Source organism: Pedobacter ginsengiterrae (assembly GCF_039537385.1).
GTDB lineage: Bacteria > Bacteroidota > Bacteroidia > Sphingobacteriales > Sphingobacteriaceae > Pedobacter > Pedobacter ginsengiterrae.
Genome location: NZ_BAABAK010000010.1, coordinates 326,153 through 341,189, shown reverse-complemented (window position 1 = coordinate 341,189; position 15,037 = coordinate 326,153). Strand labels below are relative to the sequence as shown.

The 15,037-nt window shown below is 36.2% G+C and carries 15 protein-coding genes; 11 read left to right on the top strand and 4 right to left on the bottom strand.

Translation table 11 applies throughout. From position 1 onward, the window contains the following. Nucleotides 1-14 precede the first annotated feature (14 nt). The 6 genes from ABD692_RS11010 (at nucleotide 15) to ABD692_RS10985 (ending at nucleotide 4,623) form a co-directional block, all read left to right on the top strand. Nucleotides 15-1,087, top strand: a protein-coding gene (locus ABD692_RS11010; RefSeq protein ID WP_344766942.1) for an IS3 family transposase whose coding sequence is annotated in 2 segments (ribosomal slippage) — nucleotides 15-276 and nucleotides 276-1,087 — 1,074 coding nt in all. Because the reading frame shifts where the segments join, the coding sequence is not laid out codon by codon here. 95 nt (nucleotides 1,088-1,182) lie between these two features. Continuing rightward, nucleotides 1,183-1,824 (top strand): alpha/beta hydrolase, encoded by a 642-nt coding sequence (locus ABD692_RS11005; protein ID WP_344766940.1) that lies wholly within the window; start codon nucleotides 1,183-1,185, stop codon nucleotides 1,822-1,824. A 220-nt stretch (nucleotides 1,825-2,044) separates the two neighbouring features. Further along, nucleotides 2,045-3,079 carry a S41 family peptidase gene (locus ABD692_RS11000; protein ID WP_344766937.1) on the top strand — a complete coding sequence of 345 codons (1,035 nt, stop codon included), beginning with the start codon at nucleotides 2,045-2,047 and terminating at the stop codon, nucleotides 3,077-3,079. Between the two features lie 282 nt (nucleotides 3,080-3,361). Beyond that, nucleotides 3,362-3,724: a VOC family protein gene (locus tag ABD692_RS10995; protein WP_316756289.1), complete on the top strand. Its 363-nt coding sequence runs from the start codon at nucleotides 3,362-3,364 to the stop codon at nucleotides 3,722-3,724. A gap of 10 nt (nucleotides 3,725-3,734) precedes the next feature. Further along, nucleotides 3,735-4,172 carry an EVE domain-containing protein gene (locus ABD692_RS10990; protein ID WP_344766934.1) on the top strand — a complete coding sequence of 146 codons (438 nt, stop codon included), beginning with the start codon at nucleotides 3,735-3,737 and terminating at the stop codon, nucleotides 4,170-4,172. After that, a complete protein-coding gene (locus ABD692_RS10985; protein ID WP_316756287.1) occupies nucleotides 4,165-4,623 on the top strand; it encodes a MarR family winged helix-turn-helix transcriptional regulator in 459 nt (152 codons plus the stop codon). Before ABD692_RS10990 ends, ABD692_RS10985 begins: the two co-directional genes overlap by 8 nt. Before the next feature lie 30 nt (nucleotides 4,624-4,653). Here ABD692_RS10985 and ABD692_RS10980 read toward each other — a convergent pair whose 3' ends face one another. Continuing rightward, complete coding sequence (locus tag ABD692_RS10980; protein ID WP_344766930.1) at nucleotides 4,654-5,697, bottom strand: 2Fe-2S iron-sulfur cluster-binding protein; 1,044 nt, start codon at nucleotides 5,695-5,697, stop codon at nucleotides 4,654-4,656. Between the two features lie 740 nt (nucleotides 5,698-6,437). Between ABD692_RS10980 and ABD692_RS10975 the strand changes: the two genes are divergently transcribed. Beyond that, entirely contained in the window at nucleotides 6,438-7,010 is a 573-nt protein-coding gene (locus ABD692_RS10975; RefSeq protein WP_344766928.1) for a hypothetical protein, read from the top strand. A gap of 63 nt (nucleotides 7,011-7,073) precedes the next feature. Here the strand turns inward: ABD692_RS10975 and ABD692_RS10970 are convergent, their stop codons facing one another. Beyond that, the gene (locus ABD692_RS10970) at nucleotides 7,074-7,844 is read right to left on the bottom strand and encodes a lytic transglycosylase domain-containing protein (protein ID WP_316756278.1); all 771 of its coding nucleotides are present in this window, start codon (nucleotides 7,842-7,844) and stop codon (nucleotides 7,074-7,076) included. A 263-nt stretch (nucleotides 7,845-8,107) separates the two neighbouring features. Between ABD692_RS10970 and ABD692_RS10965 the strand changes: the two genes are divergently transcribed. From ABD692_RS10965 to ABD692_RS10955, 3 genes are all read left to right on the top strand, one after another. Continuing rightward, a complete protein-coding gene (locus ABD692_RS10965; RefSeq protein WP_316756276.1) occupies nucleotides 8,108-9,658 on the top strand; it encodes a pseudouridine synthase in 1,551 nt (516 codons plus the stop codon). An 80-nt stretch (nucleotides 9,659-9,738) separates the two neighbouring features. Then, entirely contained in the window at nucleotides 9,739-10,848 is a 1,110-nt protein-coding gene (locus ABD692_RS10960) for a lactonase family protein (protein ID WP_344766926.1), read from the top strand. Nucleotides 10,849-10,856: 8 nt separating this feature from the next. Next, entirely contained in the window at nucleotides 10,857-11,351 is a 495-nt protein-coding gene (locus ABD692_RS10955; RefSeq protein ID WP_344766923.1) for an SRPBCC family protein, read from the top strand. Nucleotides 11,352-12,076: 725 nt separating this feature from the next. On the opposite strand, the gene ABD692_RS10950 is transcribed toward ABD692_RS10955, so the two are convergent. Together ABD692_RS10950 and bshA are read right to left on the bottom strand one after the other, a co-directional pair. Continuing rightward, nucleotides 12,077-12,523: a KTSC domain-containing protein gene (locus tag ABD692_RS10950; RefSeq protein ID WP_316756270.1), complete on the bottom strand. Its 447-nt coding sequence runs from the start codon at nucleotides 12,521-12,523 to the stop codon at nucleotides 12,077-12,079. A 376-nt stretch (nucleotides 12,524-12,899) separates the two neighbouring features. Next, on the bottom strand, nucleotides 12,900-14,039 hold the full coding sequence (bshA, locus tag ABD692_RS10945) for an N-acetyl-alpha-D-glucosaminyl L-malate synthase BshA (RefSeq protein WP_316756268.1): 1,140 nt from the start codon (nucleotides 14,037-14,039) through the stop codon (nucleotides 12,900-12,902). 432 nt (nucleotides 14,040-14,471) lie between these two features. Here bshA and ABD692_RS10940 point away from each other — a divergent pair, with 432 nt between their 5' ends. Beyond that, on the top strand, nucleotides 14,472-15,032 hold the full coding sequence (locus ABD692_RS10940) for a methyltransferase family protein (protein ID WP_344766920.1): 561 nt from the start codon (nucleotides 14,472-14,474) through the stop codon (nucleotides 15,030-15,032). Nucleotides 15,033-15,037 lie beyond the last annotated feature (5 nt).

Genomic DNA, 15,037 nt, shown 5'->3' with positions numbered 1-15,037 from the left:
TTTTAATTGGTAATATGAAAAGAATCAAGTTTACGGAATCCCAGATTGTAAAAGCAATCAAGGAACATGAAAGCGGCAAAAACGTTCATGATCTCTGCAGAGAGTTAGGAATTAGCACTGCAGCCTTTTACAAATGGCGCCAAAGGTATGGCGGAATGGAAGTCAAAGAACTATCGAAATTAAAGGCGCTGGAAGAAGAAAATGCACGTTTAAAGAAGATGTATGCGAATCTTAGCCTCGTGCATGAAGTTTTCAAGGAGGCTGTAGAAAAAAAGCTTTAACGCCTGACGAGAAAAGGGATCTAGTGGATGAAATGGTAAAAAGGATTAGCCACCGTCAGGCCTGTAAATGCGTTGGATTGAACCGAAGCAAACATTATTATCAACATAAACGACGCGATGACAGTGAAGTAGTTGATGCGCTTTCAGTTCTTGTTGAAAAGCACGTTTCCATAGGCTTCTGGCAGTGTTATTACCGATTGCGTCGAAAAGGGCTTAAATGGAACCATAAAAAGATTTATAGGATTTATACCTCAATGAGGCTTAATATCCGGCGCAGGGCAAAGAAGAGGCTGCCGGAAAGAGTCAAAAAACCCTTATTTGTGCCAGAAACGGTGAATGAGGTATGGTCTATGGATTTTATGAGTGATGCGCTTTGGAATGGAAGGAAATTTAGGTTGTTGAACATCGCTGATGATTACAACAGAGAGATGCTTACTATGGAGATAGATTATTCACTTCCAGCATTGCGAGTTATAAGAGCCTTGGATGAGCTAAAACAATATAGGGGGCTTCCAAAAAAAATAAGAATGGATAATGGGCCGGAGTTCATCTCGCATAAGCTCGATGAATGGGCAAAGGAAAACAATGTTGAACTGGTGTTTATCCAGCCAGGAGAGCCAACACAGAACGCATATATTGAAAGATTGAATGGGAGCATCAGAAGAGAATTGTTAAATGCCTACATATTTCACTCCCTGGATGATGTAAGGGAGAAAGTGGAAGAATGGATGGTGGATTACAATTACCATCGACCACACCAGGCATTAAACTTCAAATCTCCTATAGATCTATTGCAGGAAATTTGAGGACAAAATTATACTTTTGAATGGTCTGAAAAACAGGGGAGCTTACACCGAAACGTTATGGGCGATTTTAGAACGACACCTAAACAATCAAAGATTTGACAAATGAAATTTACATATTTAGCGGACTTGGAGCAGACGAAAGAGTTTTTCAAAAACTTGACTTTTCTGACTTCAAGACAACTTTTGTAAAATGGATTATTCCGAAAGACAAAGAAACTATCGAAAACTATTCGACACGGCTTCTTGCCCAAATCACGACAAAAAAACCGATACTAATTGGACTTTCTTTTGGTGGAATTATAGCGGTTGAAGTTGCAAAACAAATTGAGACTGAAAAAGTGATTTTAATTGCTTCTGCAAAAACTAAAATTGAAATTCCATATTATTATCGTTTCGCTGGACAACTTAGACTTCACAAACTTTTGCCGACACGACTTTTGAAAAGCTCAAACTTGTTTACAAACTGGTTTTTCGGGACAACTTCTACTTTTGACAAACAACTTTTAAAACAAATTCTTATTGACACTAACCCGATGTTTTTGAAATGGGCTATCGACAAAGTTGCAAGATGGACAAACCAAATTCAAATTAAAAATATCTTCCATATTCACGGAACAAGCGACCGAATTTTACCACTGAAATTTGTAAAATGCAACTTAACAATAAAAAATGGTGGACATTTAATGACACTTAATAAATCGGATGAATTGAACAATATTTTAAGACAACAAATTTGACGAACGAAAAAAACTGCGCATAACAAGGGTTTGGCAAAATTTGATGGAAATTCATACAACCCTTTTACTGACGAGAGATGCAAAGTTCGTATAATCGCCACTATGCCTATAAAAACTGTTTGGCCAAATGCTGGAATTTATCTACACCGTTCATATCTTTTAGTAAATTTATCTCGATTTCACCAATCCTCTTAACCCCAGCCTATTTAAAATCAACTAAATGAAAACAACGTTTGGAATACTTTTTATATTAAGCTTATCGCTCCATCTAACCGCACAAAAAAAACCAACACCACAAGATAGCATCCAGGTATTCTACAATGAGCTTTTTTCTACATTAAAAAAGAACTACTTACATAAGAAAACGGTAAACTGGCTAGGTGTTGAAGCCGAAACCAGGCAAAACTTAACTCCGTACGATAACTTTAAAAATTCGCTAAATGAGATAAAACCATTGTTTGATAAAATCGGCGCCACACACTGCAATATTTACTATAAGAAAAATAAATACGCGGCCACAGGAAAAAAAATATCCCTAGATGATTATTCGGAAAAATGGAAAAAGAAATATGCAACTAAACCAGTTTTTGAAGCAAAAGTAATCAACGAAAATTATGGCTACATTTTAATGCCAAACATCTTATTTTTTGATCTCAGCGCAGGCAACATTCATAAGATTGCTCAACCTTTATACGATCAAATTGCAGCTATAAAAACCAAAAACAATCCCGAAGGTTGGATTATTGACCTGCGCTTTAATTCTGGCGGCAACGAAGCACCAATGCTTTTGGCACTATATGATTTTCTTGGCGACAATGAATTATGGGGTTCGCTTGATGTAAATAAAAAGCCAATCAGTAAATCTAAATTTAGTAAAGGTAAATATCAATATAATGGCAAAACTACAGCCTCCATCAATCCTAATGGAGTATTGCTAGATCAAACCAAAGTTGCGGTAATTACAGGCATAACAACCGCGAGTTCAGGAGAAATTACCGCATTGGCATTTAAAGGCAGGCCTAACACAATTTTTATAGGCTCAAATACCTATGGCGCAACTACAGGAAATGTACCCTGGCCTTTACCTTTTGATATCACTATGGCTTTAACTACTTCGTACGACAGCGATCGAAATGGCAATTATTACGAACAGATTATCCCTGATGTTGCGGTTTCGAAGCAAGACAACTTTGATAATTTACTTTTAGATAAAAACATTCAGGAAGCGATAAAATTTATATCGAAAAAAGGATAAAATACTAAAGCTATGCCCGCAATTTTAGTTCCTTGAACTTTTAATCAAAATTATCGAGTTGAATTCTGCTTATCAATGGTGGCATTATTAAGAGCTATATATATGTTTTTTACTATAAGCTAAGCGTTGCTTTTAAATAGGTTATCAATTCCTTTTTTTATCAACAAATATCGATCTAAACCCAAATAGAAAGAGATAATAATGTCCAAATAAAAAAAAATAAAAATAATTACATTTATTGTTGTCGCATATACTATATTTGCGACAACTAAAATAAATAGAATGAGAAAATTAGATTTTGTATCTCTTCAGGTTAGAGATTTAGAAGCATCAAAGTCCTTTTATACAGAAAAGCTAGGTTTTGAATTATCAGAAATGTCAAACCCTCAGGCCTGCGTTTTCAAGTACAACCAAGGCGAGGCAAGCTTTGCAATTCGTACCCCGCTCGAACCATTAGAAGATAAAGATTTGGGCACTGGTGTAGCGCTTTGGTTTGCTGTTAACGAAAATGTAGATGAACTAAAAGAGAAATACATTGCGAGTGGAATAACAACTGCTGGGCCGATATTAGAAACACCTTTCGGTAGAGCATTTCATGTAAAAGACATCGACGGCTATAAACTTACTTTTTTGGAAACAAAATAACACCCAAATTATGGAACGGGAACCAAAATACTGGATAATTGTAGCTTCAAAAGATCATGTAAAAACAGGAATCGCTGAAGGAATTGCACAAACCTGCCATGGCAAGATAGCACCATTAAAAAGAATGAAAAAGGGCGATTACGTAATTTATTATTCTGGAAAGCAAACTTTGAATAGGCCCGAGAAATGCCAGCAATTTACAGCGGTAGGAAATGTTATGGATGATGAAATTTACCAGATTCAGGTTTCGGAAAACTTTTGCCCTTCAAGGCGCAATATCGAATTTATGCCTGGTATAGACGTTTCTATTCTACATTTAATTAATGATTTAGATTTCATCCAAAATAAAAAAAGCTGGGGTTATCCATTTCGATTTGGTTTCTTTGAAATTAAACAACACGATTTCGATCTAATTTCATCACAAATGCTTCAACATCATCATGTCTAAAGAAATTGAATTTCATTTTAAAAGCCCAGGCGATAGCCCAGGTTATTTACTCGGCCAGGTAACCCTATTGTGGCAGCGCAAATTAAAAAAAGTATTGGATCCCTTAGATTTAACTCAAACGCAATTTGTATTGCTGGCAGCATTGGGTTGGTTGTCTAAAAAAAACGATATCGTTACCCAGGTTGATATTGCCAATCAAAGTAATAGCGACAGGATGATGGTATCAAAAGTTTTAAGAGCCCTGGAAGAAAAAGGCTTTCTTTCAAGGCAGGAACATGACACAGATACCAGGGCAAAAACAATTAAACTAACCAGCAATGGCGAGCTTGTTTTGCAAAAGGCAATTATCGCAGTAGAAAACGCCGATTTAGTTTTTTTCGCAACTTTGAATACCAAACTTACTTCATTCAATAGCAATATGATGCAACTGATTAATCAAAATGCCGAGTAAAAGGATTTATTAAATTTATAATTAAAGCGGTTACCAATCTATAGTGGTTCCGTTTTCGGTTGGGTGGCCAGTGCAAACTAAAACCCTACCCCTTTCCAATTCATCATCGGTTAAAACTTCGTTATAATCCATACGAACATTCCCTTTTGTGCAGTTTGCAACGCAAGTGTTGCAAACACCACCTCTACAGCTATAAGGCAATTTGATTTTATTTTCAAGCGCAACATCTAAAATCCGTTTTGGCCACGGAATATCGAGATTATAGGTTTCGCTTTTAAAGTTTAAGATAACCGAATAGGTATTCTGATCTACTACTTTTTCCGTACTATCGTCTTCATCAACTTCATCCTCGGGTAAAACAAAAGTTTCGCGTTTTATCTGCGTAATATCAAAGCCCATCCCCAACAAGGTAATCCGGCATAAATCCATATATATTACTGGTCCACAGGTATAAAATAGCGCATCATTTCTATCAAAAACCAAATGTTCTTTTAGCAGTTTATCAATGTAAAACTTGTTTAACCTCGCGGTCATTAAATTTTTGCTGTTACTAAAAATCCAGATTACTTTTAACCTATCGGGATATTTTGCCTGCCATTCGCTGATCTCCTTGTAAAATAAAGTATCTTCTAAAGAACGATTACTATAAATTAATGTGATTTTTGATCGCTGTTCCGTTACGAGCGCAGTTTTCATAATCGAAAATAAAGGCGTTATACCTACGCCCGCAGCGAAGAGAAAAACATCTCGTTCAAGATTTTCTTGAGGCAAATAACTGAACAAGCCCTGAGGCTCCTGAGCAAAAAGAATATCACCCGCAGCAGTTTTGTGGTGTAATAACCTGGAAATCTCACCATTTTCTACCCGTTTCACAGTAATTGCCATTGGCTCATCAATATCAGGCGAACTATTAAAAGAATATGACCGCCTTATCTCACCATGTTTCCCCTGAAAAATTAGCGATATAAACTGACCAGCAAGGTATTTTGGATAATCACCTTCAACAGCTTTAAGCTGAATGGTAATATTATCGCCTGGCTGCGATGTTATTTTTTCTATTTGCAGTTTATACATATTGCAAAGAAAGGAATTTGAAAGGAAAGGAGAAAAACAAACAACGATAGACTAAAAACGAACAACTACCGTATAAAAGCATTAACCTGTTCCAATGGTAACCCTAGAAAATCACTTACATGATAAACAGTTACCACTTGATTTTTTTTAATACCGAAAGTATCACGGATTTGCTGAAATATGCGCTGACAAGTACGACCACTTTTTCCCGTGATTAATACTAAATCGGATGCATATAGTGTAATTCTTTTCATTGTTTTTTTTGAGTTCTTTAGTTTAACCAAATTCAATAATCCTAAATTAAGCAGTAAATTCTTCTTTTTAAACGAATTACAAAGATTTAGCATACTGTTAAGCAGGGGTAAATACCCTATTGCCATTTTCGTAAAGCTTACCGAATCACCCTTGCCAATTTTAAAAAAAATCACCAGCTAAGTCTATATTTTGAAGTTTACCTAAGCCCATAAAAAACTGAACTCAAGTTAAAAAAACTTTCCTGTTACCTATTTTACATTTTTTTTTTTGCGGTTCTAAACGGTATACGGACGGCATACCGACGGTATATCGAGCGTGAAACGACGGTGTTTTAAACAAATAAAAACGACAAAAGCAGACAAATGTGAGTATTTACGCCAAAACGGTACAAATGCGTCAGGCAATTTTCTGGCTATGCTCACCTTTGAATTGTGGAAGCAATAAAGCAGCTACAGAAATAAATGTTTCACTAAAAATTAAAGAAGATGGCAAAGTCAGAAAACAACGAAGTAATGTTTGGCGCCAGAGGCAAAATTGGCAATCTGGTTGTATTTAAAAATTTCGGCGAAAATCAAACGGTTATTGCAAAGCGAAGAAAAAAGATTATTAACCCCAAGTACACGATTGAACAGGAAAGAACAAAAGAGAAATTTAGAGATGGGGTTGTTTATGCGAAAGGTGTGATCGCCAATGCAGATTTAACAGTAAGATATAAAAGGTTGGCCAAGCCTGGAATTTCAGTCTATAATCTGGCACTTGCCGATTTTTGCAAAGCCCCGCAAATTAAAGCGGTAGATATTTCCGAGTACAACGGATTGGTTGGTGATTATATTAGAGTAAGGGCTGTTGATAATTTTGGAGTTACAGCCGTTAAGGTTTCGATTTATTCTGCATCGGGCAACCTAATTGAATCTGGAACAGCAATTGTACAATTCAATAATCTGGATTGGCGATACAATTGCACCATTGTTAACCCAGATTTTAGCGGTGGTTACCTTCGTGCAGAAGCTTCCGATTTCCCTGGAAACCTAACGGTAGAGGATGTAGAGATAGATTAAATCTCACAAAAAAAGCGTTCCGAATAATCGGAACGCTTTACCAAATGCTCTGTTTTTTATTTACTATTCGGCATTATATGCCAATAACTCTTTCGGTTTTGCATAACCGTAGCGAACAGGATGTTCAATAATCTGTTTCATGGATATTACTTTATAAACATAACCACCTGTTTCGGTGTTAAGTTTCATTTTGTAATAATTGTCTTGATTCTGATTATTAATCTGTTTGCGCAAACGGCCATCGCCAACATTGTATGCCGCAGCAACCAATGTCCAGCTTTCTAAACCAACATACATTTCTTTAATGTATTTGCAAGCTGCAACGGTAGATTTACGCAAATTATAGCGATCATCAGTTCTTCCGTTAACTTTTAATCCGTAAGAACGTGCAGTACCTGGCATAAATTGCCAAACACCAGCTGCGCCTTTTGGAGAAACTCCGCCTTGCATACCCGATTCTACTAAAGCTAAATACTTAAAATCATCAGGAATTCCATAAGCGGCTAAAATTGGCTCAATAATCGGAAACCATTCGGCAGCTTTTCGCTGCAAACGATGGGTTTGCGTATTGCCATAGGTATGAGCTGCAAGGATTTTTTTCATTTTGCGTTCTACCCTTTTATCGCCTAATGGCAAGGTTTCTTCGGCAAAATTTAACTGAGCCATTAAAGATTTTGGTTCTTCCTCTGGTTTTTCAGTTGGGGGTATTGTAGTGTTTAATTTTTCTTCTTTTAAAAGACTTTTTTGTGCTAAGGGCATTTGGTAAGCGAACACTTTTGCCATAATAAATAGTGCTGCCACTACCGAAAATGGTACTATGTGTTTCTTTAACATCTTCCTCCTTTTTTTGGTGAACTTATAAAAAACGTTCGCAAAGGTAAAAAATAATAGTCAGACTACCAAGCAGTTACAGAAATAACCGTAAAAATCGACCCCTAAACCGCTTTAAACGTGGATTTTAAATTTTGATTTTCGAAGCTTTTTCCCTATTTTAGAGGCTATTTTTTGACAAAATTTTATCAGCTCTTCTGATTGTTAATTTCAGCTATTTTACATAAATTTGCAGCCCGCATTTTAGGTGCGGTTAAAAGCGTATCATGATAAATAAAAACAACAGGAACAGTCGGGATGACAAGTCCAAACCGGGAAGCCGAAAAACCGAAGGCAGAAGCAGTGCTGGTGGTTCTGACAGAAAAAGATCAGAAGACAAAGACAGTAAATTCAAAAAATCATCCGATTCTAATACTGGCTTCAGACCTAGAAGCAACGACGGTAAAGATTTCAAATCAAAATCATTCGGAGACAAAAAAGATTTCAAACCAAGAGGCGACAGAGATTTCAAATCGAAAGATGGAGAAGCTAAAGGCTTTAAATTCGGAGATCGTGAATTCAAATCAAAAGATTCAACTTCAAGAGGTAGCGAACGCGAGTTTAAACCAAGAGAAGGTGGCTCAAGAGATTATAAGCCAAGAACTGGCGAGAGAGACTTCAAACCGAGAGAAGGTGGCTCGAGAGATTACAAACCAAGAACTGGCGATAGAGACTTCAAATCGAAAGATGGTGGTGCAAGAGATTACAAACCAAGAACAGGCGACAGAGACTTTAAATCAAAAGATGGTGGTGCAAGAGATTATAAACCAAGAGGAGAAGGCGATTTCAAATCTAAGGATGGAGATTCGAGAAATTTTAAACCGAGAACTGGCGACAGAGACTTCAAACCAAGAGAAGGTGGTTACAAAGATTTCAAATCAAGAGGCGGAAGAAATGACGACTTCAAACCTAGTGCAGGAAGCTCTAGGGATGTAAAACCTAGAGAGGGTGCAGATAGCAGACCTTTCAGGAAACGCGAAGAAATTAAGCCAAGAGATACAGAATTTAACCGCGAGGAAAGAACTGTAATTAAACAAGGCCGCAAAACTAATGAAGATAAAGGCTTAATTCGCCTTAACAGATATATTTCAAACGCTGGCATTTGCTCTCGTCGTAAGGCTGATGAGTTAATTGCAGCAGGTATTATTACCGTAAACGGCGAAGCGGTGACCGAATTAGGTCATAAAGTAGATCCAGCTAAAGATCAGGTTCGTTACAATGGCGAATTGCTTAAACGCGAAAAGAAAGTTTACGTATTATTAAATAAACCGAAAGATTATATTACAACTACCGACGATCCTCAGGAACGCCGTACTGTAATGCAATTGGTAGATAAAGCTAGTCGTGAGCGCATTTACCCAGTTGGTCGCTTAGATCGCAACACAACTGGCTTATTATTAATGACAAATGACGGTGATTTAGCAGATAAGTTATCGCACCCTAAAAACGGCATCACTAAAATCTACAATGTCGAATTAGATAAATCTTTATCACAAGGCGATTTAAACAAAATTCAGTTTGGTTTAGAACTTGAAGATGGTTTAATTAAGCCAGATAACATTTCGTATGTAGCTGGTGGTACTAAAAAAGAAGTTGGCATTCAGATTCATAGCGGAAAAAACCGTATCGTTCGTCGTATTTTCGAACATTTAGGTTATAACGTAGAAAAATTAGATCGTGTTGTTTATGGTAATTTAACCAAAAAAGATTTGCCTCGCGGAAGATGGCGCTATCTTGAAGAACATGAATTAATACAGATTAAACATCTTATTAAATAAATTACTAAAGGCAATCGAAAGATTGCCTTTTTTGTTAGGCGCAATTTTTGCCATATTTGTTATCAATCAAAATCACATCCATGAAAAAGTATAACCTTCTTTTATTACTTATGTCTTTATCTGTAATTGCTTTAGCACAATCTAATTATAACCTTTTAATTGGCACTTACACCAATACTGGAAAAAGTGAAGGCATTTATACTTATAATTTCAACACCATTAATGGTAACACCAAATTAAAACAAGTAACTAAAGATGTTGCCAACCCAAGCTTTTTAGTTCTTTCGCCCGATAAGAAGTTTGCTTACGCAGTTAATGAGACTGGGCCAACAAGTACCGTTAGTGCATTTAAGTATAATGCAGCTACAGGCGCATTTACCTTTTTAAATAAAGTAGATAGCGAAGGTGCCGATCCATGTTACCTAACAGCCGATAATGATAATGTAATTGTAGCAAATTATAGTGGTGGCAGCTTAGCTGTTTTTAAACGCAAGGCAAATGGTTCGCTATCAAATGCAGCATTGGTAATAAAACATACGGGTAAAAGCATCGATACTAAAGGCCGACAAGAAAGCGCCCATGTACACATGGTTAAATTTACGCCAGATAAGAAATTTTTAATTGTAAACGATCTGGGCGAAGACCGTGTATATACTTACAACTATAATCCGAAAAGCAAAGACAAGGTTTTAACCATTAAAAGTGTTTTAAAAACAAATCCTGGCACTGGCCCAAGGCACATTACTTTTAGTCCGAATGGTAAATTTGCATATTTAGCGCACGAATTTAATGGCAGCATTACAGGTTTTTATTATAAAAACGGAACTTTAAACAAAATACAGGAGATTGGTACCGCCCCTAAAGATTTTGCAGGCAAAATTGATGGCGCAGACATCCATGTATCTGCTGATGGAAAATTTTTATACGAAACCAATCGTGGCGATGCTAATAGCATTTCGGTATTTTCTATTCTACCTACTGGGATTTTGAAATTTGTTGAAACGGTAAGCACTCTCGGTAAAGGACCCAGAAATTTCGCCATAGATCCAAGCGGCAAATTCTTGCTGGTCGCACATCAATACACCAATAATGTTGTTATTTTTAAACGCAATGCAATAACTGGCAAACTTACCGATAGCGGAAAAAGAATTGAAGTTGGCGCTCCTGTTTGTCTGGTATTTACAAAATAGTTTTACTTATGGAAAATTTTGATTGGACTAGCTTCACCTTAAAAATAGCGATAAAAACAGATTGTAAAACCATTTATAACGCCTGGACAAAAGCAAGCGAAATAGAAAAATGGTTTTTAAGTGATGCAGAATTTTCTGATGAAAATAATGTTCTGCTAAGCAAAGCACAAAACGCTTTGAAAGGCGACAACTACAAATGGACCTGGTATTTATATGATGATTTAGAAAACGGAAAAATTACGGAAGCTAATAACGTAGATTTTGTTCAATTTACGTTTGCTGGTAACTGTTTGGTTGATATAAAACTAAAAGAACAACACGAATATACAATTGTAGAACTTACGCAGAAAAACATCCCTACAGATGAAAACTCGAAAAGAAACATTCGCTTAGGTTGCCATAACGGCTGGAGTTTTTATCTAATTAACCTTAAATCTGTTTACGAAGGCGGTTTAGATTTAAGAAATAAAGACAACCGCTTTAAGCCAATGTTAAACAATTAATTAATTGCTCTTTAGGTAAAATGCTGTTTAAAAAGAATAATCGCAAAGACAAGCTTTCAATTTGGGTTGTTGTTATAACAATCCTGCTTAATCTGTGCGGGTTTTTAACACCTGTAAGTGCCAATGCCTATTCAAATCACCATAAAGTTCAAACGGAGCTTTTCGAAAGCAGAAAAGCGGCGATAGCGATTAACGAAAACACTTTGGTTTCTGTTAAAAGAAACACATTTACAAAAACTAAAGATAACCTTTACAAACTTTTAACCTATAACAAGCTGATCAAAACGAAGCTTGTTAAATGTGATTACAAAATTTCGTTCCTAAAAATTCCACATACCTTTCAAAACAAAATAATTTCTTTTAGCGAGTCCAAATCAAATGAGCCGCCGTTTTTTCATTCGTAACTAACCGTTTTAAACGGAAATCTTAATAACCTGCATTTTTTTTTTGCAGGTGGGATGTATAGATATGTATTGAAAAATGAGATATTTTAAAAGAACACTACGGTTGGGTGGGCTGATATTATTAATTATGCTTGCCTCAATCGGGTTAGGAGGCGGAGCTCCTATCCCAAGATTGCCCCGAAAAGAAAACAAAATGGAAATTGGTACAGAGGTAAAGGATTCCAAAGAGGAAGTTTCCCATTCACAAAAAACAGAAATAAAATCTTAAATAAAAAAAGACCTGTTTATAGCAGGTCTTTGTATTAATTCTTATAAATCGAACTAAGCAGGTTCTGCAACCTTGGCTACATTACGATATGGATATGAACTACAAATATGGCGGCGTGCAAAACGTCCTGGCGAATCTGCGTTAACCAATTTAACATAAATGTTTTTTGGCACGTCAAAATATTCGTAAGCGCTGCCATCAAAAAACTGAATATTTAAAACAGATTGTTTGTATTCAAAATCTAAAATATTAGAATTTGTAATCGTTTCTGTATAAGTTTCGATATTTTGCTCACGGGTTTCTGGCGCAATGCTAACCAGGAAATGATAAGCCTCGATAATTTCTTTACTTCTCGCCTCTGCTGCTAATTTCTCTTCTTCTACCTGAAATTTATCAGGGTGGCATTCTTTCATCAACGTACGATAAACCGACTTAAGCGCTGCAAGCTCGGCCGTTTTGTCCACGTTCAAAAGCTTTCTGTAATCAACTATTTTTTTCATTTGGCGCAAAGGTACGATTTATAATGATTTGATTTTGAGAAAGTTTTGTTTTAACTAAGTATTTCTTTTCCAGCCATTTGAAAAAATATAATAATTTTTACCAAAAATGCTTTCTAAACCATTTAAACCAAAAAAGTCATCCGAATAACCGAGGGCACTGAAAAAGTCCTTGTTAAAAATGTCGTATTAAATATTGAGAAAAAATGGTAGATAAGGCCTCTTAGAATCCTCTAAATGGAAAATAGAATTTAAGAGATTGCGAATATCATAAAGAAAAGGGCTTATGAATGTTTTATTCCATAAGCCCTTTTTAAATGGCTAGTTTTTCAGTGCCCTCGAATAACCAGATGACTTTTAACTAAAAAATAAATTCTTATTATTTTGCTTGCAAAGAGTTTTCGATCACTTCTTTATAAAAATCTACATAAGAAGGGAGTATTTTTTTCAAATCAAAATCCTGCGCCCTTGTAAATGCATTCTCTTTAAAATACTTCAGCGTTTCATCATTACTTAAAATAGTAATCGCCTTATTTGCCATATCTTCGATATCGCCAACATCGCACATATAACCACAAAAATCATCAATATTTAATTCAGGCAAACCCCCTGCATTCGAAGTAATCGCCGGCACCTTGCAAGCCATAGCTTCCAATGCAGCCAAACCAAAGCTTTCCGATTCAGAAGGCATCAAAAACAAATCAGAAACCGAAAGAATTTCTTCAACAGCATCTTGCTTGCCTAAAAAGCGAACGTGGTCGCTAATCCCCAAAGTTCTGCAAAGCTGTTCGTCATATACCCGCTCAGGCCCATCGCCTACCATTAACAGTTTCGATGGAATTACCGCCTGTACTTTCTCAAAAATGCGAATCACATCGGCGGTACGTTTAACCTTACGGAAGTTAGAAGTATGAATTAAAATACGTTCGTTGTTTGGCGCAATTGCTTTCTTAAAGTGATCTTTAGCCTGTAAACTAAAGCGGCTAAAATCTATAAAATTAGGAATTACCTTAATATCCTTCGTAATTTCAAAATGGCGGTAAGTATCCTCTTTTAAATCCTGCGAAACCGTTGTAACCCCATCGCTCTGATTGATCGAAAAGGTAACCACAGGTTTATAAGTTGGGTCTTTACCAACCAAAGTAATATCGGTACCGTGTAGCGTGGTAACAACGGGAATATGAATACCGTAACTAGCCAAAATTTGTTTGGCCATAAACGCCGCCGAAGCATGCGGAATAGCATAATGAACGTGTAAAACATCCAGCTGCTCGAAACGAACAACATCTACCAGCTTACTTGCCAAAGCCGATTCGTATGGCGCATAATCGAACAATGGATAATCCCTCACCGAAACCTCATGGTAAAACAAGTTTGCCGAAAAGAAATCGAGCCTTGCTGGCTGGCTATATGTTATAAAGTGAACCTGGTGACCTTCATTAGCAAGCGCCTTGCCAAGCTCTGTTGCAACTACTCCACTACCGCCGAAAGTGGGGTAGCAAACAATTCCTATCTTCATTATAAATGTATTGTTGTTATCGCAAATGTAGCCAGTTTTAATCTATAATGCGTGTCGGTTTATTGCAATAAAAAACACCAAATTTGAGTACGCTGCCTTAAATTTTTAGTTTGTTATACCGAGGCTGTCAAAGCAGGGTGTCTCTACATACATTTATTATTTTTTTGAAAAGGAAAAGCAGCAATTTCAATCAGCGTCAGTCCCGTTTTTCGCTTCAAATCCTCATACCCCGCTCAGCCCTACCTTCATTGCGGGTTTTCCGCTACAACCGGGTTTATTAAATTTACTAAGTAGCTTTTTATTTCGGTTCCAGCAAACCAGCCAGATTTTATTAATCGAAATAACAGAAATTTAAAACCGTGATTTTATTATAACAGAAACAACAGGTGAACAATTATTTTATTTCAATATATTAGTTCTATAATCATCAATATGTTATCCCTTTTTACAATTACCTACATCATCTGGATTTTATCAGAAATCGTATTAAACAGACTTCTGCGTTCAAAATCTACAGATAAACAAAATGCCGATCAGCACTCCCTTATCATTATCTGGATAACGGTTGTTATCGCTATTTTCCTTGCGGGGTACATTGCAACAAAATATTATCTGCCCATTCACGAAAACGAACTGATTCGTTATATAGGTTTAGCTTTAATTATTACAGGCGTAATATTCAGATTAATTATAGTTAAATCCTTAGGAAAATACTTCACGGTTGATGTTACCATAAAAAAAGATCATAAACTAAAAAAAGACGGTTTTTACAGCTTTCTACGACATCCATCCTATTTTGCATCATTAATATCCTTTATCGGGTTTGGGTTAAGCCTTAACAATTTGGTTTCACTTAGCCTCGTTACCTTAGCCGCACTAACTTCATTTATATACCGCATTAAAATTGAAGAGAAAGTTTTAATAGCTTATTTCGGTGCAGAATACATTGCTTATCAAAAAACAACCAAAGGTATTATACCTTTTATATATTGAAACCT